Genomic DNA, 24,013 nt, shown 5'->3' with positions numbered 1-24,013 from the left:
GAACATTATGAAGCAGCTAACTATTTATCCAGGCAAATTGACCCTTGATGAACTACGTCAGGTTTATCTACAACCGATAAAAATCACGCTGGATAGCCAAATTTTTCCTGCTATTGAACACAGCGTGGAGTGTGTTAATGCGATTCTTGCTGAAAATCGCATTGCCTATGGGATTAATACCGGGTTCGGGCTATTAGCCAGTACACGAATTGAAGAAGATAATTTAGAAAAACTACAGCGTTCGCTTGTCGTTTCTCATGCTGCCGGGGTCGGTGAAGCGTTGGACGATAATATGACCCGGTTGATCATGGTATTGAAAATTAACAGCCTCTCCCGTGGTTACTCAGGTATTCGTCTCGCCGTTATTCAAGCATTAATCGCGTTAGTCAATGCGGAAATTTATCCTCATATTCCCTGTAAAGGATCGGTAGGGGCTTCGGGTGATTTAGCGCCGTTGGCACATATGAGCTTGTTATTACTTGGGGAAGGGCAAGCGCATTATCAGGGCGAATGGCTGCCAGCCAAAGAAGCGCTGGCAAAGGCCAATTTACAACCCATTACATTAGCGGCTAAAGAAGGTTTGGCGTTACTCAATGGAACCCAAGTATCCACGGCCTTTGCGTTACGTGGGTTATTTGAGGCAGAAGATCTGTTGGCGGCAGCGATAGTTTGTGGTTCTTTATCCGTAGAGGCGGCATTGGGTTCCCGCAAACCATTTGATGCCCGTGTACATGCGGTACGGGGGCAACAGGGGCAGATCGATGTTGCCGCATTGTATCGTCATGTATTAGAGGAGAGCAGCGAACTATCAGATTCTCACATCAATTGCCCCAAGGTACAGGACCCTTATTCATTACGTTGTCAGCCACAAGTCATGGGCGCTTGCCTGACTCAGTTGCGCTATGCTGCTGATGTTATTCTGACTGAAGCTAATGCCGTATCTGATAACCCACTGGTGTTTGCTGAGCAGGGAGAAGTGATTTCCGGTGGTAACTTCCATGCTGAACCTGTTGCAATGGCGTCTGATAATTTGGCTCTGGTATTGGCAGAGATAGGTGCATTGTCAGAACGACGTATTGCGTTGTTGATGGATTCACATATGTCACAGCTTCCGCCTTTTCTGGTTGAGAATGGTGGTGTGAATTCAGGTTTTATGATTGCACAAGTGACGGCAGCGGCGCTTGCCAGTGAAAATAAAGCATTAGCACACCCGGCGAGTGTTGACAGTTTACCAACTTCGGCTAATCAAGAAGATCATGTATCAATGGCGCCGGCTGCGGGACGTCGTTTATGGGAGATGGCAGAAAATACCCGAGGTATTCTGGCAATTGAATGGTTATCTGCCTGCCAGGGGATCGATTTCCGTAATGGCCTGAAAAGCAGCCCGATTTTGGAAGAAGCGCGTGTTATCTTGAGAGCGAAAGTAGATTATTATGATCAGGATCGTTTTTTTGCACCTGATATTAATGCTGCTGTGAAATTATTAGCTGAGCAACATCTCTCCTCATTACTGCCTTCTGGACAGATATTACAGAGTAAAAATAACCGTTAAATAAGCCAATGGCCGGTGCCCGACCGGCCTGATTGTCACATTTATCTTTCTCATAAAACCCAATAATAAAAGATAAGAGGGTAAATCATGCAAGCTTCATTACAACTAGAGCGAGGACTCAACGCACGCCATATCCGGTTTATGGCGTTGGGTTCTGCGATTGGTACAGGTCTTTTTTATGGTTCTGCTGAAGCAATAAACATGGCCGGTCCGGCGGTATTGTTAGCTTATTTAGTGGGCGGTGCTGCTGTCTTTATGGTTATGCGTGCTTTAGGAGAAATGGCGGTCTACAGACCGGATGCCGGCTCTTTCGCCAGTTACGCTCATCAATATTTAGGCCCGTTACCCGGATTTATTACCGGCTGGACTTATACTTTCGAAATGATCATCGTTTGTCTGGCGGATGTGACTGCTTTTGGCATTTATATGGGGCTATGGTACCCGGAAGTGCCGCGTTGGATATGGGTACTTAGCATTATTTTCATTATTGGCGCGCTCAATCTTTGTAAAGTCAAAGTATTTGGCGAAATGGAATTCTGGTTATCGATTCTGAAAGTTGCTGCAATCAGCGCCATGATTATTGCCGGAACCGGTATTATTCTGTTTGGTTTTAGCGGCCATTTTCAGGCAACGGGGGTTCAAAATCTGTGGCAACACGGAGGGTTTATGCCTAATGGGTTGGGGGGCATTATTGAGTCTCTGGCTGTTGTGATGTTTGCTTTTGGTGGTATTGAAATCATTGGTATTACATCCAGTGAAGCTAAAAATCCGGCGAAAGTGATCCCGCAAGCGATTAACTCTATCCCGTTTCGCATTCTTCTGTTTTATGTACTCACTATTTTTGTATTAATGGCGATTTACCCTTGGAACAGCATCGGCCAAGAAGGTAGTCCATTTGTCGCAATATTTCAGGGATTAGGCATTGGTTCGGCGGCGAATATTCTGAATATTATCGTCATTACGGCGGCAATTTCGGCCATTAACAGCGATATTTTTGGTGCCGGTCGTATGATGTATGGTATGGCGGAGAAAGGATTAGCCCATAAAAAATTTATGCATTTAAGCCGTAACGGCGTGCCTTGGGTGACGATCATGGTTATGACACTGGCGTTATTGTGTGCTGTGGTTCTCAATTATTTGCTGCCTAAACAGGTATTTGTCATTGTTGCTTCGATTGCGACTTTTGCCACTGTGTGGGTCTGGTTAATGATTTTGCTATCTCAATTTGCTATGCGCAGAAAAATGTCACCGGGAGAAGCACAAAAATTACAATTCCCAGTACCGATGTGGCCTGTTGCGCCGATTTTGACCATCGTGTTTATGATATTTATTATTGCTGTTCTCAGTTACTTCCCTGCGACACGAATTGCGTTCTATGTGGGAGGTGTATGGATCGCGCTGTTAATATCCGCCTATTATTTATGGATACGAAAAAATGTCATTATTGTGAGCGCTCAATCAGCCAAAGAAACGCGGTGTTAAATAGGTATACCTATGGATTTCAAGATGCGTCGCGACGGCAAGGGAGCGAATCCCCGGAAGCATAGATAACTATGTGACCGGGGTGAGTGAGTGTAGCCAACAAAGAGGCAACTTGAAAGATGACGGGTATAGAAACCAAACCGTCTTGTTGTTGAATAAGACGGTTTGCATCGAAAATTAATTAAAAATCTACGATAAAATATCTGGGTTGCCTTTTTAGTTGTCATTCCTTAATTCATTGTTCGCTTAACATTAGTACTTAAAATTCTATATCATTAACCTGATATAAAGCTGATTTGTCTCAATGATCGTGGCAAACTAGCAGGCTAATGAATTTGCAGGGTTGGAGGCGCTTTTGGACAAGATTTTTATCGATGAGGCAGTAGCTGAGTTATATACCATTCAGGATATGTTGCGCTGGTCTGTTAGCCGGTTTAATGCGGCGAATATTTATTACGGGCACGGCACAGACAATCCCTGGGATGAGGCACTGCAACTGGTTCTTCCATCACTGTTTTTGCCGTTGGATATCCCACAAGAGATGCTAACCACGCGACTGACATCAACTGAACGTCATCGTATTGTTGAACGGGTACTGCGCCGTATTAATGAGCGTATTCCAGTTGCTTATTTGACTAACAGAGCTTGGTTTTGTGGTCATGAATTTTATGTTGATGAACGGGTTTTGGTTCCGCGTTCACCGATTGGTGAATTAATTAATAATGAATTTGCAGGATTGATCCCTGAGCAGCCCGCCAATATCCTCGATCTCTGCACGGGTAGTGGTTGTATTGCCATTGCTTGTGCATATGCTTTCCCGGAAGCAGAAGTAGATGCGGTGGATATTTCCGCAGATGTGCTGGCCGTGACTGAACAGAATATTCAGAATCACAGCCTTGACCACCGGGTCATTCCGATTCGTTCTGATCTGTTCCGCGATATGCCACCGGTTAAATACGATCTTATTGTCACGAACCCGCCTTATGTTGATGCCGAGGATATGAGCGACTTGCCGGAAGAGTTTCGCCGTGAGCCTGAGCTGGGTTTGGCGGCGGGTTCGGATGGTTTGAAACTGGCACGCCGTATTCTGGCAACTGCGCCAAATTTTCTCACTGAACGAGGTGTATTGATTTGTGAGGTTGGTAACAGTATGGTGCATTTGATTGGACAATATCCTGATGTGCCATTTACTTGGTTGGAATTTGAATATGGTGGTGATGGCGTATTTATGTTGACACGTCAACAGTTGGTTGAACATCACGAACATTTTCGCTTATTCAAAGATTGAATAATTGAATAGGCTGTAGCTGCGGTAATAATAATGCAAAACGGGCAGAGTTAAATAAAAAGAACGGTTAACAGGAAGGAATTGGGATGGCGGGAAATAGTATCGGGCAATTTTTCCGGGTCACCACTTTTGGCGAATCTCACGGTTTGGCGTTGGGATGTATTGTCGATGGTGTGCCACCGGGCATTGCAATCACAGAAGCTGATCTGCAAGTTGATTTAGATAGGCGTCGTCCGGGAACTTCCCGTTATACAACGCAGCGCCGTGAGTCGGATCAGGTTCGCATTCTTTCTGGTGTATTTGAAGGGGTAACTACTGGCACCAGTATCGGTTTACTCATTGAAAATACTGACCAGCGTTCTCAGGATTACAGCGCTATTAAAGATGTATTTCGTCCAGGCCATGCCGATTACACTTATGAACAGAAATACGGTATCCGCGACTATCGTGGTGGTGGCCGCTCTTCTGCTCGCGAAACGGCAATGCGTGTTGCGGCAGGTGCAATAGCGAAAAAATATTTGCTGGATAAATATGGCATTCGTGTCCGTGCTTGCTTGACCCAAATGGGTAATATCCATTGCCAATTGAAAGATTGGGAACAGGTGGAACAAAACCCATTTTTCAGTCCTGATGAAACCAAGCTTGAACAACTTGATGCCCTGATGCGTGAACTGAAAAAGGCGGGCGATTCTATTGGCGCGAAAGTGACAGTGGTCGCGGAAAATGTTCCTGCTGGTTTGGGAGAACCGGTTTTCGATCGCCTTGATGCTGATATTGCTCATGCGCTGATGAGTATTAATTCAGTAAAAGGTGTTGAAATTGGTGATGGTTTTGGTGTTATCAATTTACGTGGCAGCGAAAACAGAGATGAAATAACTGCTCGGGGATTCACCAGTAATCATGCGGGAGGAATTCTGGGGGGTATTAGCAGTAGCCAGCCAATTGTTGCTCATATTGCGTTGAAGCCAACTTCTAGCATCATGGTGCCTGGCAAAACGATTAACCGTCAGGGTGAAGAAGTGGAAATGGTCACTCGTGGTCGCCATGATCCTTGTGTTGGTATCCGTGCTGTACCAATTGCAGAAGCTATGATGGCGATTGTGCTGATGGATCACCTGTTACGCCAGCGAGCGCAGTGTGCTGATGTAGAATCCAGCCTTCCTCGCTGGTGAATTTGAGAATGAAGCTAGCCTTGAAAATCCCAGAGACTGAAATGGGTAGCTTAATGTTGATAAGCGGTTTCTTTTGATGGGATGAAATATGGACTGGTTATTGTCATTAAGTGCGGAAGTTTACGTTCTGCTCTTTCTGGTTGCAGTGATGGCTGGATTTATTGACTCGATTTCTGGTGGTGGCGGTCTATTGACCATCCCGGCGCTGTTATCCGTTGGTGTCTCTCCGGTGCAGGCGTTGGCGACCAACAAGTTGCAGGCAGTGGGAGGCTCCTTCTCTGCCAGCCTCTATTTTGTTCGTTACGGTGAGGTTGATCTCAAATCTCAACGCTTTGCCATACTGATGACATTACTTGGCTCAATGGCTGGTGCGATTATTGTCCAGTTTATAAAGCCAGATTTTCTCTGTCAGCTATTACCGGTTCTGGTCATTATCATTGGTCTTTATTTCCTTTTGACGCCAGCCATTGGTATGGAAGATAGCCATCGTCGCTTGACGCCTGTGGCCTTTGCCTTGTTTATCGGGAGTGGGCTTGGTTTATATGACGGCATATTTGGTCCCGGTGTTGGCTCATTTTATGCATTAGCTTATGTTGTGTTGTGCGGCTATAACCTGGCAAAATCCACCGCGCATGCTAAGGTACTGAACTTTGCTTCTAATATAGGTTCACTGGCGCTTTTTATCCTTGGCGGTCAAGTTTTGTGGATATTGGGCCTTGTGATGTTGGCAGGGCAGGTGATTGGCGCACGGTTAGGCGCAAGTTTGGTTTTGACTCATGGGCAAAAATTGATTCGCCCTATGATTGTCATTATCTCTTTTTTGATAAGTATTAAGTTACTGAATGATAATCACGGCGATACGATCCGTAGCTGGCTAGCATTTTATTTTTGATTCAGGATCTTGTTTTTAATTCATGATAACGCATAACTATCAACAACTTATTGATATTTTTAATCGCTGTTTTGGTGATGAATACAACACTCGTTTGGTTAAAGGCGATAATGAACCTATTTATCTGCCGGCAGATGAAGAGGTTCCCTATAACCGGATTGTGTTTGCTCATGGTTTCTATGCCAGTGCATTACATGAAATTGCTCATTGGTGCATTGCGGGTAAAGAGCGTCGTAAGCTAGTGGATTTTGGTTATTGGTATTGCCCGGATGGGCGTGATGCACAGACGCAAAGTGAATTTGAAAAAGTAGAAATTAAACCACAGGCACTTGATTGGTTGTTTTGTACTGCGGCAGGTTTTCCGTTTAATGTCAGTTGTGACAACCTTGAAGGGGATTTTGAACCTGACAGATTAGTTTTTCAGCGTAAAGTTCATGCTCAGATCATAGACTATTTGGCGCAGGGTATACCTGCAAGAGCAGAGTGCTTTATTCAGGGATTGCACTCGTTCTACAATACGCCCCCATTGAAAGCAGAACATTTCCCTTATCCGGAAGATATGTTCGTAGAATGAAATTGAATTTAAGGAAAAATAATGCTTGCTGAGTTTGAAACGCGCATTTTGGCGCAAATCGATGACATGGTAGATCATGCCAGTGATGATGAATTGTTTGCTGGTGGTTATCTCCGCGGGCATCTCACTTTAGCGGTAGCAGAATTGGAGCAGGAAGGTGCGCATACGGCTGAACAGCTTCATGATCGTGTTGAAGGAAGTATCCAAAATGCGATTAAAGCGGGAGAATTGGCACCACCAGATCAGGTTCTTGTTCTTAATACCTGGCAGCGCCTGCTGGATAATGCCAAAGCTGAATAATTTTATTAAAGGGCAGAAAACGAACTGTGCTACCAAAATTCATATGAATATCTAACGCTTGGCGGTGCAGTTCGCCAGAATCAGAGGCTCAATAGCGATTTTTATTCTTTCTATGTTTTACTTTATCTCGTTTGATGGTGGCCATTGTCGTGAGGTATGTAGTACCCGTAGGATAACCACCGTGTGGGTTGTTTCGGCATACACCACTACATAGTTGGCTCGGACAACCATCTCCCGCGTGCCGGGAATGCGGCCTGGTCGGTAAAGTTGCGGGCGTTCTGGTAGTGTTGCCACCTTATTCTCTATTTCGTTTTTTAACTGTTGAGCTGCATGGGGATTATCGTCAGATATGTAATCAATAATTATCAACAAATCAGCTCTGGCTGTTTCCCTCCATTCAAGAGTTAGCACGAAGTTTCCTTTCAATTAATTCTTGCGCTTCATCCATTACTTGCTGATGTGGGACTGATTGGCGCGTATCGTCGAGCGCTTCTTGCACTTTAGCGAAAAACCAAGCGTCGTAAGTTTCCGTATCAGCGGTGAAACCAGCGGGTAATGCACCATCTCTGGCGACACGGGTTAGCAGGATGCGTACAGCATCAGATATGGTTAGGCCTAAATTAGCGAGCGTTTTTGTCGCATCGGTCTTGAGTTTGTCGTCTACACGAACGTGCAGCATTGATGTTTGAGTAGCCATTTTTTTATCCTCCGTCTATCAGATTCCATTATGTATCTCATTTGAGAGCTATGTGCAAGCGTTAGGATACATTAAATGATATTACCAAAATTCATATGAATATCTAACGTTTGGCGGTACAGTTCCTTAATGGCTTTTCAATTTTCACTTTACGGCCTTTCAGTAGTTTTCTGATCCAAAAACGATTTGGATGAAGAGCTGCCAGTGTTTCATTATCCAGTGGTAATGGCTCATCAAAGATCTGCCCTGCAAGGATTTCTGCACTGAGTGGCGCAGAGCATAATCCACGAGAACCTAATGCCCCGATAACAAACAGATTGGAATAACAAGGTGCATCTGTGATGGGGGCCTTTGTACGGATTTGTTCTGGCAGATCTTGATAATCTGCCATTATTTCATTGAGATTCGGCACATTTCCCACCATTGGCATATGATCACGAATAGCGCAGCGAATACCTTGACGGGATTGTTTAGCAGAAACATCAACCTGATTTACCCATTCGGCATCAGGTAAACATTTCAGCAATCGATCTCGGTTCTCCTGTTGTTCTATTTCAGAATATTCACTATCAAGCCGATGACGCTGATAACTGGCGCCGATACAATGGTGTTGATTGGCTGGATTAGACGGTGTTATATAACCATCGTAGCAAAGTACATTTTGCAATTGGCTCAGATCAGTTGTCGTTGGAATATGGCTGACTTGACCACGAACAGCAGTTACCGGCAGTTTCTCAGTTTGTTCAAATTGGGGTAGATGATGACCGTTGGCGATAATTACCGTTTTATGCTGTACATTTAACGGTTGTCCTTGATGCATCAAATGCAGTTGCCAACCATGTTGGTTGTGATTAAGCGCGGTAACTTGATGATTTAAGCGACAGAGCATGCCTTGCTGTTGGGCTAATTCGGTTGCCGTTTTGGTGAGTTCAGCCGGGCATATCCATCCGCCTTGTGGATAGTGAATGCCGTGGTGATGAATATCCAGCCCACATTTTTCACTCAACTGATGACAATTCATGCCGATGGCGAGTTCATTCGGCCATTCTGTTGCCAGCATTTTCTCAATTTTCTTGCTACTTTTTTCATCATAAGCAAGTTGGCTGACACCACACCATTGGTGGTCGAAATCAATTCCTTGCGCTGATAGCTGCTCATACTGGCGGCGGGCAAAGGTAAATGCCGCGGTAAAGAATTTTTCGAGTTCGTTATTATTACCGTTAAGTAATGGGTAAAGTGCTCCTTGGCGATTACCGGATGCACCTTGTGCCGAGGTTGTATCCTGACAGTAAAGAGTCACCTGCGCTCCACGACGCAGTAGCGCGAGTGCGGTGAAAATACTGGCAATCCCGCCGCCGATAATGGCGATATCATTGGTGTGGCTTGCTGATGGCCGGGCAAACCAAGGTGCAGGTAATGGCTGATATTTATGAGTTGCTAAAACCCCAGTCAGCATTTCTCTTTTGCGGCCAAATCCTTTGACTTTACTGACATTAAAACCGGCTTGTTGTAAACCACGACGGACGATACCCGCAGAAGTAAAGGTTGCAAAAGTGCCTTCTGGATGAGCAAATTGTGCCATTGCAGCAAACAACTGTTCACCCCACATTTGCGGGTTTTTGGCAGGAGCAAAGCCATCTAAAAACCAAGCATCTATTTTGCTGTGAAGACTGGAATCCATTGTTGGCAACAGATCATTGACGTCACCAAACCATAAATCCAGTGTGACGGTTCCGTTTGCCATAATCAATCGGTGACAGCCTGCTAGTGGTTGAGGCCATTGCTGACAGAGTTGCTGAGAAAAAATTTCAAGCTCAGGCCAGCGTTGATGAGTGGCTTTTAACTCGTTGGTTTTCAGTGGATACTTCTCGAAACTGATGAAATGTAGACGCTTCAATGGGGCATCAGGATTTTGCTGTCGAAATGCATCAAATGATTGCCAGAGCGTCAGAAAATTTAATCCCGTTCCGAAGCCGGTTTCCGCGATTACACAGTTAGAACGGGAATGAGTGCTGAATCGTTGGGGGAAGCGGTTACCGTTGAGAAATACATAACGGGTTTCTTCCAGCCCATCTTGATTTGAGAAGTAAACGTCATCAAACTGTGTTGAAACCGGAGTACCTTGATCATTCCAACTTAGGGTTGCGGTACAGATAACAGAATTTTTCACGGTAATGCCTGTAATATTACTGATAATAATGCGATTTTAGCGAGGTTGGGGTTGATGTACCACCTGGCAGAAGAAAAGAGTGGAAAAGTGTTGAGCCTTGCTTGCGGCGTGTACAGTTTTGCCATCCCAAATTTTCAGGGGCGATTATTTAATCGGTTTATGAAAAATTTATCTCTCGGTTAGAGACTTTATTAAAGTCTGTTATTTTTGGAAAGTATTGACTGATGAGTCCATTGATATTCTCATTTATTTCTCTTTTATCTTTATATACCCAATGGATTTCAAGATGCATCGAGACGGCAAGGGAGTGAATCCCCGGGAGCATAGCAAACTATGTGACCGGGGTGAGCGAGTGCAGCCAACAAAGAGGCAACTTGAAAGATAACGGGTATAAATCAATATATAAATAGTCTCATGATACAAGAATATTTTTTTATACTGCTTTAGATAATCAACCACTTGTCTGGCTTTTATTATGAATAAGCGCTCTTCATAAAATTGCACCTTAATCAGTTGGTGTCCAACTTTTGGGGTGCAGTTCAGCAAAAAAGGGTTTGCATTTATAAATGAATGTGAAATCCACATAATTTTTTAAATTCTTCTGATTGCCTCTTTTTTAAATGTGAGGAAATCGTATCAATCATTGATATCACTTTACGCTTGGCTGCTTCTTTATCACCGCCATTATGATTTACTTCTTCAATATAGGATGAGCATAACTTACAAAATTCAACTACTCTCTTTTCAAGGGTATTTGAATATTTGTCGATAAAATCATAATGGCGGTAATTATTAGCCCGTTTTAAGTAATCTGAATTTTGCATAGGTGTAGGTATGAATACTTCTTCTGAATTGAACCCGGCAATCTCCTTAGTATAACTTCTGTATATTGATTCTAATAATCGCTGATTTTTACTGGATATAATCATAATTAGTCCATAAAGCGTGATGAATGCGCCAATTAGGATATGATTTTGTTGTGAAGCAATTGGTTCAATTTTGTTAAATTTGTTGCTGTATTGTGATAAAATATTTATGTCCATATTAAAAGCTACTAAGATCCATATGATACCAACGCTCAGTAGAAGATAACCAAGTCCTCTCATTATTAACCCCCATTAGGATTATTGGGTAAAGTTACTTAGGTCTTACAATGAACCGACCATTTGCATATGACATAGCATAATTACCATTATTTTTTGTGTGAATAATGGCTTTATCGGTTGATAAAATCAGAAAATTTTCTGTTCTAAAACATTTGTTGCTGTAAGTTTAGGTATTTTATGTAATTCAGCCAGTAATATAACATAGGGATTGATTCATTTCATGAAAATTTTATTCATCCTTATTAGTCTCAGTTATTAAATTTGTTTCTAATTAACAAGAAATTTAATAAAATAGCAAGTATAGCAACTGCTATATAAATATAAGGCTACTAATCATTATCCGGATGATTGATAAGTTCATATGTATTGCATTGATATTATTAGCCTTAGACTAAGTTTTTGATGGAAATTACGAGTATTTTTCGATCTTATTGTTTAACAGAATAATTCCTATCTGAAATTTATTTTCATCTATTGAAATCTGAATCTCTTTATTGTGTTCTATGAAAGTTAATAGTTGCTTTGATTTGAAAGCATATTGGGATTTTTAGAAAGATGAATTTTTCTTCGTAATTTTATCCTGATCGGACTTGTTCAGCGTACAAGTGTACGCTAAAGTGCTACATAGCTATAGATGGAAATCCAGCAGATAAACATATTTAATGAGGTATTTAATGAAGCGTGTAGTGATCACTGGCTTGGGTATTGTTTCCAGCATTGGTAATAATCAGAAAGAAGTACTGGCATCTCTGAAAGAAGGCCGCTCCGGAATAACTTTTTCTGGAAAATTCAAAGAGATAGGAATGAGAAGCCATGTCTGGGGTAATGTAAAACTGGATACTTCCGGATTAATAGACCGAAAAATTCAGCGTTTCATGAGCGATGCCTCTGTTTATGCTTATCTGGCGATGGAAGAGGCAATTAAAGATTCTGGCCTAGCTGATGATCAGGTTTCCAATATTCGTAGCGGATTGGTAGTGGGTTCTGGTGGTGGTTCCCCGTATAACCAGGTTGCGGGTGCTGATGGGATGCGTACTCGTGGTTTGCGTGGTGTGGGACCTTATATGGTAACCCGCTCAATGGCTTCCGGTGTGTCAGCTTGCCTTGCAACTCCGTTTAAAATCAAAGGGGTAAACTACTCTATCAGTTCTGCATGCTCTACTTCTGCCCATTGCATAGGCCATGCAGCTGAACTTATTCAGTTAGGAAAACAGGATATTGTTTTTGCCGGTGGTGGTGAAGAACTCTGCTGGGAAATGAGTTGTGAATTTGATGCAATGGGTGCACTTTCAACGAAATACAACGAAATGCCAGAAAAAGCGTCCCGTACTTACGATAAGAGCCGTGATGGTTTTGTTATTGCTGGCGGTGGCGGTATTGTTGTTGTGGAAGAATTAGAGCATGCATTGGCACGTGGCGCACACATATACGCTGAAATTGTTGGTTATGGAGCAACATCTGATGGCGCAGATATGGTTGTTCCATCTGGCGAAGGTGCGGTTCGTTGTATGAATATGGCACTGCAAGGTGTGAAAGGTTCCATTGATTACGTGAACACGCATGGTACATCTACTCCTGCGGGTGATGTGAAAGAGTTGGAGGCGATCAGGGAAGTTTTTGGTGATACAACACCGGCAATTTCTGCAACAAAAGCGATGACTGGCCATTCACTGGGGGCTGCTGGTGTACACGAAGCGATTTATAGCCTACTGATGTTAGAGCATGGTTTTATTGCACCAAGCATTAACATTGAAGATCTTGATGATAAAGCGGTAGGCATGAATATCATCACTAAACCTACTGAGCAAAAGTTGAATACGGTGATGTCCAATAGTTTTGGTTTCGGTGGTACTAATGCTTCTTTGGTGATGAGCAAGTATTCAGCTTAATTTTCCTCATCAGAGTCTATTTCGATCGTGTCCAAACAACAATGGTCGTTATTTGATGCATCTTAGGTGACCGTGTGTAGCGAGTCACCTTTGTGTGTATGTTCCTGTTTTTGTGTGCTGTTCGTATCTTGTCTGTTTCAACAGAAAAGGCCATTGTTAACAATGTTGAATACTCAATACTATTTAATAACTATTTAATAGTTATTGGGAGTTTTGAATCACCTATTTGGTAAAGATAGTATTTTGGTAAAGTGATTTTTGCTATGAATGTTGCAACAAACTTGGCGTGTTGTGTTATCCGTTTATAAGTATAAATTCAAACCTGTTTTGCTGAATTTTGATTGTGTATGAAATGTAATGTGAATATGGAAGTATATTCCTGTTACGGTAGGAAAGCCTATAATAATTATGATCTTGTAATATTATAGGCTTTTATTTATTACGTTTTGTTTTCAGTAGCCATTTGCTGAATACGGCGCTTACGGATAATTCTTAATATTGGTGGAGTAATCAGAACCAGAGCGGCAAGTATCAATAAGCTCTGAGTAATTGTGCTGCTCCACAGAATGCCAAATTCTCCATTACTAATAGAAAGTGCGCGACGTAAATTTTGTTCCAGCATTTCTCCTAATACGAAACCGAGGATTAATGGCGACATCGGGAAATTCATCTTCCTCAGAATGTAGCCAAAAATACCCAACCCTACCATCAACAGAAGATCAAATGTCGTACTGTGTATGGCATATACACCAACCGCTGAAACAGCAGCAATAGCTGGAACAAGGAACCAGAGTGGGATAGTGAGCATCCGTGTAAATAGACCTATCATTGGGATATTCATAATCAGTAGGATAATATTGGCAATCAATAAAGCCGCAATTAACCCCCAGACGATATCTGGCTGTTCAGTGAACATTCCCGGCCCAGGCGTAATATTATAGAGCGTTAATGCCCCCATCATAACGGCAGTGGTGCCTGAACCTGGTACTCCTAATGTTAGCATTGGAATAAAGGAGCCACAGGCCGAAGCATTATTAGCCGCTTCTGGTGCTGCTACGCCGCGAATATCACCTTTACCAAATGAATCGCTATTCCCACTGAGCTTCTTCTCAGTCATGTAGGTAATTGCGCTAGCAATAGTCGCTCCTGCACCAGGCAAAATACCGACAAAGAAACCGATAAAGGATGATCTAAGCGTTGGTATGGCGCATTCAGCCGCTTCCTTGCGATTGAACAGCAGACGGCCTGTTTTGCGGATAATGGTTTTGCCGGCGGAGGTACTCTCTAACATCAGCAAAATTTCGCTGACAGAAAACAGACCTATTACCACAACAATAAATTGAATGCCATCTGACAGATGAACATTGTCGAATGTAAAACGATAAACCCCGGTGTTGGCGTCTACTCCGACAGTTGCCAGACCCAATCCTATTAATGCTGCTAATAGTGATTTCAGCGGATTCTGACTCATCATGCTACCCAGACAAGCAATAGCAAAAACCATAAGTGCAAAATATTCAGCAGGGCCGAAAGCCAGTGACCACTGCGCCAGTAATGGTGCAAACAAAATAATGCCGAAAATTGCCAGCAAAGAACCACAGAAAGAACTCACCGCGGAAATAGACAGTGCCACACCTGCACGGCCCTGTTTGGCCATCGGATAACCGTCTAATGCGGTCATAATGGCAGCGGCATCACCGGGAACATTCAGCAGAATCGATGATATACGCCCACCATACTCACAACCGATATAAACGGTTGCCAATAAGATCAGGGCAGATTCAGCAGGCAGTTTTAAAGCGAAAGCCAGTGGCAGCAGAATCGCGACACCATTAATCGGCCCAAGCCCCGGTAGCAGCCCAACAATCGTACCGACAAAACAGCCAATTAAAGCAATAATCAGGTTTTGCGGCACCATTGCAACTTCAAAACCTTGACTGAGATACATCCAGGTTTCCATAAGTTCTCCGTCAGTTGAGCCAGCTACCGAGAGGCAGGGTTACGTCAAGTAAGCGGTCAAAGGCGAAATATAACGTGACGCCAAGGAACACCCCGGAAATGATTGCGGCAGGCAGTGTTGCGTTAAACAACAGCGCGACACTGAATGTCAGCAGCGCTGTAGCCAGAGGAAAACCAAGCCACTCGAATGACCAACCATAAACAACCAAAGAGAGAATCAACAGCATTAGGCGACGGATAACGGGGGCACTAGGCCAATTGCTTTGCTCCGGTTTTTTGAAAAGTAGTAGTAAAGCACAGAGTGCCATCAGAGACAGAATGATCATTGGGAAAGGTCTGGGCCCCAGGGGTTCATAAGTGTATTCGCTCTGAATTCCCCAACCAATAACTATCCCAATAGTACAGAGTACTAACCAGATAGTAGCAAAGATACGATCGCTCATGATAATGACTCTGTTATTTGGCTAAGCCAAAAGCTCTGGCTTGTTCACGATATTGTTCAACCTGTTTTTTCACATAGCGGTCCAATTCTTTGCCGGTCATGTTGAATTCGAACAACCCACGGATATCGCGTTGTTTTTTAAAAGCATCTGTTTGTTGTAGTTTATTAAAAGTATCAACCCACCATTGATACTCTTCGTCAGAAACTTTTGGTCCCATGTAAAATCCGCGGATAATCGGCCATACCAGGTCATAACCTTGCTCTTTGGCAGTAGGAATATTGGCTAAATCACCATCCAGTCGTTTATCTGCATAAACAGCCAGGACCCGGATTTTGTCTCCATTCAGGTAAGGTACCATCTCGCTTAGATCACCGGAAACTGCCTGGATATGATTACCCAGCAGGGCGGTGATAGGTTCACCACCTCCCTCAAATGCGACATAACGCATCTTGTGAGGATCAATTCCAACCTCTTTTGCCAGCAGTGCGGTTTTCATCCAGTCCTGACTACCGATAGAAGCGCCAGCACCAAATACAATGCTGTTGGGATTATCCTTAAAAGCATTCATCAAATCGTTCAGGGTACGGTAAGGTGAATCGGCACGGACAGCGATCATCCCATAATCAGTACCAACACTTGCCAGCCAGCGAACATCGTTAACGTTATAGCGACCAAATTTTCCCTGAGACAAATTGAGTAGAGAGCCGCCAGAGAAGGCGACAATGGTCCCCGCTTCAGTAGGTCGTTGTACGACGATAGCATTGTAAGCGACAGCGCCAACACCACCGGGCATAAAAGTGACACGCATAGGCTTGCTGATCTCTTTCGTATCCAGTAGTGAAACTTGGACCAGCTTGCAGGTCAGGTCGAACCCGCCCCCCGGTTTTGCAGGCGCAATACATTCGGTCCGGTTAGGTGCACTGGCAGCAAAAACACTGCTTGCGCTAAATAATAAAGCGGTTGCCGCTAACATCTTGATCGTTATAATTTTCATTTATTGGCTCTCATCAATACCCGTGTAAGATATAATCACTACAAACAGACCTGGTTGACTCAATTAGTAATAACAAAACCTTTCATTTACCTTTCATTAACAAGAAAAGTTGTTGATATGTGATTTCAATCGCTTAAATTTGCGTAGCGTTTCGCATTAATGAGTTTACAAATGGTTACAGACTTCCTTTTTTGTTTTGGTTTGTTGTAAGTTTCTCGTAGTTTTGATGTTGCTCTGTTTTACTCACGGTAAATTTACATTCGACTAAGGAGGTATAATGCAAATGGTAATTATTTATTTATGCAATGTGTCAAATTAAATGGAAAATTTATTGAATATAATCAGACTTTATATTGGGGAAATCTGAATTGAGGAAATGATGAGAAAATTGATTCTTTGTAGTGCTATGGGCAGTGCTATGGCTTTTGCTTTGGTGGGATGTAAAACAGAACTCAGTACTTCGGTATCTGTTAACCAACTGTTATCTGAACAAGTTAAAACGGTGACATCTGATTTGTTAGTTGAAGTCAGTGCTTGTGGTGATTATAAAGATTCCAGACAACCATCAAAATCTTTGTTAGACACTCAGGAAAAAGTACCGGCTATTTTTTCCAATGCGGAATACGTGGAATGTTTCAGAAAAAGTATGGATTCGTTTGCTCACTTTAAAGTTCCTGTAAGCGTAGGGAATTCAAGTATCACTGGTTCTACTAAGGGTATTCATCTTTACGGTAATGGTGCAGATATCTTGGTGATAAGCGTACCAAAAGAGATGAAGAAGAAAATTAGCCAGATAGATAGTTCAATGGCATCAAAGACCAAAATCTCAATTAATATTAAGAATGATACCGATGAAGTTTTAAAAATGACGGGTTTATCTGCATTTCTTAATGATAAAGATCCGATGGTGATATCGAATTTTAGTTTAAAAGTAGGCAGTGAAATAAAACTCACTTTGTCTAATGTCTCTGTGGCGTCTGTATTGGATGAACGTTTTGATTTTACTCCTGTACTCATGGCAATATCTGAGTAAATGGAAGCGGTAATAGAGATCTATTACTTAATTCAGTATGACAGAATACCCTGTTATTCATAGCGAGGTATTTTGGCATGAAAATGGAATTGAGTTAGTGTCTGACTATTTTTCAGAAAAATAGGTGTGGCGATATAAACTGGAAATATAGTTATGTCTGTAATTATATTTATACCCAATGGATTTCAAGATGCATCGAGACGGCAAGGGAGTGAATCCCCGGGAGCATAGCAAACTATGTGACCGGGGTGAGCGAGTGCAGCCAACAAAGAGGCAACTTGAAAGATAACGGGTATATATTAATCGATTAGATATTGAAGATATGCGCTTACTTTTAGTGGAAGACCACCCTGAATTATTGCATTGGTTGCAAAAAGCACTGAGCAGTTCAGGATTTGCCGTAGATGTTGCTAGTGATGGCATAGTTGCTGATCAATTATTACAGACAGAAAACTATGCATTATTGATTCTGGATGTTTCTTTGCCTAGGTTGGATGGACTTTCTCTGTTAGTTCGTTTGCGTAAGCGTGGGCAAAATTTGCCGGTATTATTATTAACGGCGAAAGCCGATGTTTCTGAACGAGTGAAAGGGCTTAATTCTGGTGCCGATGATTATCTGACGAAACCTTTTGATTTACAGGAATTGGAAGCACGTATCCGGGCATTACTTCGTCGTAGTGCAAGTTTTCTACAGGAGACGCTGACATTCGGTTCCCTTGTTTATCAGGATGATGGTTACTTTGTTCTGAACGATGAGCCATTGGCTTTGACACCAAGGGAATTTTCGGTTTTGACAACATTGTTCCATCGTCGGGGGAGGCCTGTTTCTAAACAACAGCTCTTTGAGCAGGTATTTGCACTATCAGATGAAGCAAACCTACAAAGTATTGAACTTTATGTACACCGGATTCGGAAAAAATTGTCAGGCAGTAATGTGGGGATCAGTACATTACGGGGATTAGGTTATCGTCTGGAGCACCAGAAAGATGACATGGTTTAAAGTACCGAACTCATTGTTTCATCAGTTACTCTTATTTTTTGGTGTTCCACTGTTTGTGTTGGGTTGTTTATCGGTTTGCACCCATTATTTTAGTGCAGAGAATGCGGCGACATTGGCTTATGACCGTACTTTATTGGCGTCTGCTCGAACTGTGGCAGAACGGCTGACTGTTAAAAATAACCAATTAATTGTCGATGTACCTTATGTGGTTCTGGATAGTTTTGAGCGAAATATGAATGATAGGCTGTTTTATCAGGTGTTATCACCCGAAGGGGAAATAATTTCCGGTTATGATGATTTGCCTTTGATCCCTAAAGATACGCTTCGCTCCAATTTATACACGGCTCTAGTTTATTTCTATGATGCTGAATATTACGGCCAGCCTATTCGGGTTGCTGCCCTTTATCAGCCGATCAATGAAGGGGGAATGATGGGAATGGCGTTGATACTAGTTGCTGAAACAGTGGCTTCCCGTCATTATCTTGCTCAACAATTATTAATATCTTCTTTGATGAGCCAAGGAACCGTGGTTGGGTTGACTCTGATTCTGGCTTATTTTCTGTTGAAGCAGTTACTTAAACCACTACATAAACTTTCTGGCGTCATGGTCCGTCGTCCCGCAAATGATCTTACTCCGTTACCGGATATGTTGCCTTGGTCGGAACTTTCCCCATTGTTATATGCATTTAATCGTTATATAGAGCGACTGAAATTGATGGTGAGTCGGCAGGAGAGGTTCAGTGCGGATGCTTCTCACCAACTTAGAACGCCATTAACAGTATTAAAAACTCAAGTAGCGGTAGCGCTTGCCAGCAAAGATCCAGCGCAATGGAAAGAAAGCTTACAGGCCATTGATAGTACATTGGATAACACTATCTCTCTGACGGATCGTTTATTACAACTTTCTCGTTTGAAAGCGCATGAAAAGGAGGCCGTTCGGGATTATAGGCCGGTTAATCTAGTCGAATTGTTGCAACAGGCATGTTTTTCTCGTTTGCAACAGGCTGAAAGTAAGAATATTGATTTGGGTTATGAAGGCGAAAATGCTCAATGGATCAAGGGGGAACCTGTATTACTGACGGAAATGTGTGCTAACTTATTGGACAATGCAATTAAATATACACCGGAAGGTGGCATTGTTACGGCTAGAGTGATTCTCAACTCTTGTAAGACATACTGTTATTTGGAAGTGGATGACAGTGGGCCGGGGATTGCTAAAGAAGACGTCAATTTGTCTCTGATGGCTTTTAATCGTCTTGATAATGCTGCGGGGCATGAAGGGGCAGGATTAGGATTAGCTCTGGTAAAAGATATCGGTATTTATCATGGTACTCATCCCCAATTATTGCCCAGTGAAACACTGGGCGGTTTATTAGTAAGAATCCCTTTTAGGCTTTCTGATGATTAATTTCCTGAGGTTTTTCTAATAAGAGGAGTACGTAGTTGCTGTGCCAGCATAACGCCTAATAACGTTATACCGCCACCAATCAGGTGGTAACTGTGCATCTCTTCATGCAGAACCAGAATAGCGATAATAGCTGTAAATATCGGCGTCAAATTCATAAATATGGTGGTGGTATTCGCACCAAGTTTTATGACGCCTTGTATCCATAAATAGGGAGCAATGATCGAGGCTGGAATACCGGCGAATAAGACTAACGAGATATTGCTGGCATTCAATTGAACATCTTTTGTCAACAGGAAATTTGGCAGTAATAGCAGGACACCAAAACTGATTTGTACATATAGGGATTGCCAGTTGGGTAATGGAATAGACCAGTGTTTGGTTAACACGCTATAAAGTGCGTAGGAGATGGAAGCAATCAACATCATCAATTCACCACGTCCTAAACCGTGTTGCAATAATGATATGGGCTCACCGGCGCTGACCAACCAGACTAAACCAGACAGAGATAAAATGGTACCGAGAGCAATACCGACAGTGGGGACAACACGTAAAACAAATATACTGATGACAACAGTCAAAAGAGGAATCAATGAGCTAAGGATTCCCATAAATGTTGCACTGATACTGTGTGCGGCGTAATAGGCCAGGCTTTGATAAAGCATCATACCAAGTGCGCCAAGAATTAATAATTTCCACCAATATTGACAGATTGTTTTCCATTGGCGAATGACAGATAGTACGACAAAGGGTGTTAATGTGAGAAAGGCTAGGAACCAGCGATAAAAAGAAATTGCAGCCGGATCAATAGCCGTAGCGGAGGCTTTACTCACCACGGCATTAATTGACCAAATCAAGACCGCCAGAAATGGGAAAATCATATTCATATAGATAAGTCGCATTGAGATAAAAATGAGTGTTTAGTCTAATGGTGTCTGATTCATTATATATAACGATAATCAGCCAATGGATAAGGCAATTGAGACAATATGACAGAAAAACTTCATATTCCTGTAGAAGTCATGGGTATTCCGGCCAGTATCTCTTTCCGTAACGAGTTATTCAGTGCGAATACTGAGTGTTTACGTCATACCCATCCATTTGGGCAACTTATTTATGTCGTTTGTGGTGTAATGGCAATGAATGCTGGAGGACAGCATTTTTTAGCTCCACCGCAATTTTGTGTCTGGATACCGGAAGGAATAGAGCATTCGGGATATAGTAGAAAAGCAATGAGATTTAGGGCAATAGATATTTCTCCTAAATGGGGGAAATTATTGCCGAATATTCCTTGTATTATCCGGCTTAACTCCATATTCAATGCGATTATGACTGACTGTTTTGAACGTAAATTGAAAATACCAGAAACAGAACAGGATTTACGGTTAGCTCAAGTGCTGATTGATCAGTTAATTCAATCCCCTGTTCAGCATACCTATCTGCCTTCATCTAAAGATAAACTTTTGGCGCCGATATTACAGGAACTTGAGAGTAATCCTGCTGACAATACGCCATTAGCGCAATGGGCAAAACAGCGTTATACCTCGGAACGTACTTTATCACGGCGTTGCCAGCAAGAATTGGGAATGTCATTTAGCGAGTGGCGGCAGAGGTTACGGTTTTTACATGCAATCTCTTTGTTGGAACAGGGGAAAACTGTTAATGAAGTTGCTTTTGATGTGGGTTACAGCTCATCTTCTGCTTTTATCGCTATGTTCCAGCAATTGGCAGGTACGACACCGGAGCGTTTCAGGAAAAGTTAACAACAAAAGAAGCCGTTATTATGGGTTTTGTTATGATTAAATGGCAAAATAGTTCGCTGCCTCTGTTTTAATGCCACAGGATGGATTAAGTGAAGATTCTGGTTGATGAAAATATGCCTTATGCTGATCAACTATTTCAGCAATTGGGGGATGTGCAAGCTATTCCGGGGCGTCCGGTGCCGGAAGGGGTATTGGATCATGCTGATGCCTTTATGGTTCGTTCAGTAACTAAAGTTAATGAAGAATTGCTGAAAGGCAGCGCGGTAAAATTTATCGGTACGGCAACGGCGGGGACTGACCATGTGGATCAATTGTGGTTATCTCAGGCTGGAATCGGGTTTTCAGCGGCGCCGGGATGTAATGCCATTGCTGTGGTTGAATATGTTTTCTCAGCGTTAATGTTGTTGGCTGAACGTGATAATTTTGAGCTTAAGGATAAAGTTGTCGGAATCGTCGGTGTCGGTAATGTCGGCAGTAGACTGGCGCAGCGGTTAGCTACTCTTGGTGTGCGGACACTCTTATGTGATCCGCCAAGAGCTGCCAGAGGGGATGTCGGTGAATTTTGTCCACTGGAAAAACTGGTCAAAGAGGCGGATATTCTGACATTCCATACGCCATTGAATCTATCGGGCCCATATAAAACACACCATTTGGTAGATGCTGAATTATTGTCAGCTTTGCCGGATAACCGCATATTGATTAATGCCAGTCGTGGTGAAGTTATTGATAATCAAGCGCTGCTTGCTGTGTTGAAACGTGGTAAGAAACTTAGTGTTGTTTTGGATGTTTGGGAGCCGGAACCTGACTTATCCCTACCCTTACTGGAATTAGTTGATATTGGTACACCGCATATCGCGGGTTATACCCTCGAAGGTAAAGCGCGTGGTACCACACAGGTATTTGAAGCTTACTGTGAATTCCTTGGTCAACCCCGTAAAGTGGCTTTATCTGATCTATTGCCAGAGCCAGATTTCAGTCGGGTTACCCTGCATGGAAATGTAACTCAAAGCACACTGAAACGGTTGATGCATTTAGTGTATGATGTACGCCGCGATGATACCCCGTTACGGCAAGTTGCCGGTCAAAAAGGGCAATTTGATTATCTGCGCAAAAACTATTTAGAACGCCGGGAATGGTCATCCCTAACTGTATGTTGTGATAATAGAGAGAGTGCTGAGTTGCTAGCTGCTCTTGGTTTCAGTACAGAACTGATTTAATCCGTGCAGAAATATATCTGCATGTCAGAAAGATAGATGGAGAAAACCAACATGTCAGAAGGTTGGAATATTGCCCTATTGGGTGCCACAGGGGCAGTAGGTGAAGCGATATTGGCGTTATTACAAGAGCGTCAGTTTCCCGTTGGTGAATTGTATCCTCTCGCCAGTGAGCGCTGTGCCGGTGAAAGCCTGCGTTTTAATGGTAAAAATTTTGTTGTTGGTGATGCTGCTGATTTTGACTGGTCACAGGTACAACTCGCTTTTTTCGTGGCTGGATTGGAAGCCACAGAACAATATGTTGAAAAAGCGACAGAAGAAGGTTGCCTGGTGATTGATAGCAGTGGGTTATTTGCTATGGAACCGGATGTACCTTTAGTTGTTCCGGGGGTGAATCCTCATGTTTTAGCGGATTATCGTAACCGAAATATTATTGCCTTGGCAGATAGTATGACCAGTCAGGTACTGACAGCCATTAAACCGCTGGTGGATGCGGCTGGAATTGCACGTTTGCATTTGACTAATCTGTTCTCTGTTTCTGTTCACGGCAAAGCGGCAGTTGATGAATTAGCCGGACAGAGCGCTCGTTTGCTTAATGGCATCCCACCGGAGCCAGGTCGTTTTAGTAAACAACTGGCATTTAATCTTTTGCCGTTGCCAACAGATGTTGAAGGTTCTGTGCGTGAAGAGCGCCGTCTTGTGGATCAAATACGCAAAATTTTACAGGATGAAGGACTACCCATTTCAGTGAGTTGCGTTCAGTCTTCCGTTTTTTATGGCAATGCTCAAGTAGTCCATTTGGAAACATTGCGTCCGGTTGGGGTGGAAGAAGCACGAGAAGAATTAGAGCGGATGATTGATATTAACGTTTCAGATGACGATGATTATCCAACGCCAGTGACAGAAGCATCGGGTAATGATGCATTGAGCATTGGTTGTCTGCGCCACGATTATGGTATGCCGGAAGTATTACAATTTTGGTCTGTGGCCGATAACATCCGGTTTGGTGGTGCATTAATGGCTGTTGAGACAGCGGAAAAACTGATTCAGGAGCAATTTTACTGATGTTCGGTACAGAAC

General features: G+C 42.9%; 22 protein-coding genes and 1 pseudogene. 14 read left to right on the top strand and 9 right to left on the bottom strand.

The genetic code is table 11. The annotated features are described in order from the left end of the window. Positions 1 to 7: 7 nt before the first annotated feature. From hutH to AACQ83_RS03380, 7 genes are all read left to right on the top strand, one after another. Positions 8 to 1,552, top strand: a complete 1,545-nt coding sequence (gene hutH / locus AACQ83_RS03410; protein ID WP_112876294.1) for a histidine ammonia-lyase — start codon at positions 8 to 10, stop codon at positions 1,550 to 1,552. Positions 1,553 to 1,639: 87 nt separating this feature from the next. Next, a complete protein-coding gene (locus AACQ83_RS03405; RefSeq protein ID WP_112876293.1) occupies positions 1,640 to 3,034 on the top strand; it encodes an amino acid permease in 1,395 nt (464 codons plus the stop codon). Positions 3,035 to 3,389: 355 nt separating this feature from the next. Continuing rightward, positions 3,390 to 4,322 (top strand): 50S ribosomal protein L3 N(5)-glutamine methyltransferase, encoded by a 933-nt coding sequence (prmB, locus tag AACQ83_RS03400; protein WP_112876292.1) that lies wholly within the window; start codon positions 3,390 to 3,392, stop codon positions 4,320 to 4,322. Between the two features lie 86 nt (positions 4,323 to 4,408). Then, entirely contained in the window at positions 4,409 to 5,494 is a 1,086-nt protein-coding gene (gene aroC / locus AACQ83_RS03395) for a chorismate synthase (protein ID WP_112876291.1), read from the top strand. A gap of 88 nt (positions 5,495 to 5,582) precedes the next feature. After that, complete coding sequence (locus AACQ83_RS03390; RefSeq protein ID WP_112876290.1) at positions 5,583 to 6,386, top strand: sulfite exporter TauE/SafE family protein; 804 nt, start codon at positions 5,583 to 5,585, stop codon at positions 6,384 to 6,386. A 22-nt stretch (positions 6,387 to 6,408) separates the two neighbouring features. Then, complete coding sequence (locus AACQ83_RS03385; protein WP_112876289.1) at positions 6,409 to 6,960, top strand: elongation factor P hydroxylase; 552 nt, start codon at positions 6,409 to 6,411, stop codon at positions 6,958 to 6,960. 21 nt (positions 6,961 to 6,981) lie between these two features. Continuing rightward, on the top strand, positions 6,982 to 7,260 hold the full coding sequence (locus AACQ83_RS03380) for a YfcL family protein (RefSeq protein ID WP_112876288.1): 279 nt from the start codon (positions 6,982 to 6,984) through the stop codon (positions 7,258 to 7,260). 117 nt (positions 7,261 to 7,377) lie between these two features. Here the strand turns inward: AACQ83_RS03380 and AACQ83_RS03375 are convergent, their stop codons facing one another. The 5 genes and pseudogenes from AACQ83_RS03375 to AACQ83_RS03355 form a co-directional block, all read right to left on the bottom strand. Beyond that, a complete protein-coding gene (locus AACQ83_RS03375) occupies positions 7,378 to 7,671 on the bottom strand; it encodes a type II toxin-antitoxin system RelE/ParE family toxin (RefSeq protein ID WP_112876287.1) in 294 nt (97 codons plus the stop codon). Beyond that, entirely contained in the window at positions 7,658 to 7,957 is a 300-nt protein-coding gene (locus AACQ83_RS03370; protein WP_112876286.1) for a type II toxin-antitoxin system RelB/DinJ family antitoxin, read from the bottom strand. The genes AACQ83_RS03375 and AACQ83_RS03370 overlap by 14 nt, the downstream gene beginning before the upstream one ends. A 103-nt stretch (positions 7,958 to 8,060) precedes the next feature. Further along, a complete protein-coding gene (gene mnmC / locus AACQ83_RS03365; RefSeq protein ID WP_112876285.1) occupies positions 8,061 to 10,127 on the bottom strand; it encodes a bifunctional tRNA (5-methylaminomethyl-2-thiouridine)(34)-methyltransferase MnmD/FAD-dependent 5-carboxymethylaminomethyl-2-thiouridine(34) oxidoreductase MnmC in 2,067 nt (688 codons plus the stop codon). Between the two features lie 137 nt (positions 10,128 to 10,264). Next, positions 10,265 to 10,386 (bottom strand): annotated as a pseudogene (locus AACQ83_RS03360) (IS30 family transposase); the annotation flags it as partial. 301 nt (positions 10,387 to 10,687) lie between these two features. Beyond that, positions 10,688 to 11,233 carry a hypothetical protein gene (locus AACQ83_RS03355; protein ID WP_112876284.1) on the bottom strand — a complete coding sequence of 182 codons (546 nt, stop codon included), beginning with the start codon at positions 11,231 to 11,233 and terminating at the stop codon, positions 10,688 to 10,690. A gap of 674 nt (positions 11,234 to 11,907) precedes the next feature. Between AACQ83_RS03355 and fabB the strand changes: the two genes are divergently transcribed. Beyond that, entirely contained in the window at positions 11,908 to 13,122 is a 1,215-nt protein-coding gene (fabB, locus tag AACQ83_RS03350; protein WP_112876283.1) for a beta-ketoacyl-ACP synthase I, read from the top strand. 439 nt (positions 13,123 to 13,561) lie between these two features. Here fabB and AACQ83_RS03345 read toward each other — a convergent pair whose 3' ends face one another. The 3 genes from AACQ83_RS03345 to AACQ83_RS03335 are packed head-to-tail and all read right to left on the bottom strand — an operon-like array spanning position 13,562 to position 16,518. Then, a complete protein-coding gene (locus AACQ83_RS03345; protein ID WP_112876282.1) occupies positions 13,562 to 15,082 on the bottom strand; it encodes a tripartite tricarboxylate transporter permease in 1,521 nt (506 codons plus the stop codon). Positions 15,083 to 15,092: 10 nt separating this feature from the next. Beyond that, positions 15,093 to 15,524 (bottom strand): tripartite tricarboxylate transporter TctB family protein, encoded by a 432-nt coding sequence (locus tag AACQ83_RS03340; RefSeq protein WP_112876281.1) that lies wholly within the window; start codon positions 15,522 to 15,524, stop codon positions 15,093 to 15,095. 13 nt (positions 15,525 to 15,537) lie between these two features. After that, a complete protein-coding gene (locus AACQ83_RS03335) occupies positions 15,538 to 16,518 on the bottom strand; it encodes a Bug family tripartite tricarboxylate transporter substrate binding protein (RefSeq protein ID WP_112876280.1) in 981 nt (326 codons plus the stop codon). Between the two features lie 376 nt (positions 16,519 to 16,894). Between AACQ83_RS03335 and AACQ83_RS03330 the strand changes: the two genes are divergently transcribed. The 3 genes from AACQ83_RS03330 (at position 16,895) to AACQ83_RS03320 (ending at position 19,959) form a co-directional block, all read left to right on the top strand. Beyond that, positions 16,895 to 17,551, top strand: a complete 657-nt coding sequence (locus AACQ83_RS03330) for a DUF7424 family protein (protein WP_112876279.1) — start codon at positions 16,895 to 16,897, stop codon at positions 17,549 to 17,551. 322 nt (positions 17,552 to 17,873) lie between these two features. Continuing rightward, positions 17,874 to 18,551 (top strand): transcriptional regulator TctD, encoded by a 678-nt coding sequence (gene tctD / locus AACQ83_RS03325; protein ID WP_112876278.1) that lies wholly within the window; start codon positions 17,874 to 17,876, stop codon positions 18,549 to 18,551. Continuing rightward, a complete protein-coding gene (locus AACQ83_RS03320; protein WP_112876277.1) occupies positions 18,538 to 19,959 on the top strand; it encodes a sensor histidine kinase in 1,422 nt (473 codons plus the stop codon). Before tctD ends, AACQ83_RS03320 begins: the two co-directional genes overlap by 14 nt. Here the strand turns inward: AACQ83_RS03320 and AACQ83_RS03315 are convergent. Next, positions 19,956 to 20,843, bottom strand: coding sequence for a DMT family transporter (locus tag AACQ83_RS03315; protein ID WP_112876276.1), 888 nt, complete (start codon positions 20,841 to 20,843; stop codon positions 19,956 to 19,958). The genes AACQ83_RS03320 and AACQ83_RS03315 overlap by 4 nt on opposite strands. 102 nt (positions 20,844 to 20,945) lie before the next feature. Between AACQ83_RS03315 and AACQ83_RS03310 the strand changes: the two genes are divergently transcribed. From AACQ83_RS03310 to AACQ83_RS03300, 3 genes are all read left to right on the top strand, one after another. Then, the gene (locus AACQ83_RS03310) at positions 20,946 to 21,719 is read left to right on the top strand and encodes an AraC family transcriptional regulator (protein ID WP_112876275.1); all 774 of its coding nucleotides are present in this window, start codon (positions 20,946 to 20,948) and stop codon (positions 21,717 to 21,719) included. 89 nt (positions 21,720 to 21,808) lie between these two features. Then, positions 21,809 to 22,936 (top strand): 4-phosphoerythronate dehydrogenase PdxB, encoded by a 1,128-nt coding sequence (gene pdxB / locus AACQ83_RS03305; RefSeq protein ID WP_112876274.1) that lies wholly within the window; start codon positions 21,809 to 21,811, stop codon positions 22,934 to 22,936. A 51-nt stretch (positions 22,937 to 22,987) separates the two neighbouring features. After that, positions 22,988 to 23,998, top strand: coding sequence for an aspartate-semialdehyde dehydrogenase (locus AACQ83_RS03300; RefSeq protein WP_112876273.1), 1,011 nt, complete (start codon positions 22,988 to 22,990; stop codon positions 23,996 to 23,998). Positions 23,999 to 24,013: the final 15 nt, after the last annotated feature.

It is taken from the genome of Photorhabdus sp. S10-54, assembly GCF_963878145.1.
GTDB classification, from domain to species: domain Bacteria; phylum Pseudomonadota; class Gammaproteobacteria; order Enterobacterales; family Enterobacteriaceae; genus Photorhabdus; species Photorhabdus kayaii.
This window is presented reverse-complemented; position numbering and strand designations above follow the sequence as displayed.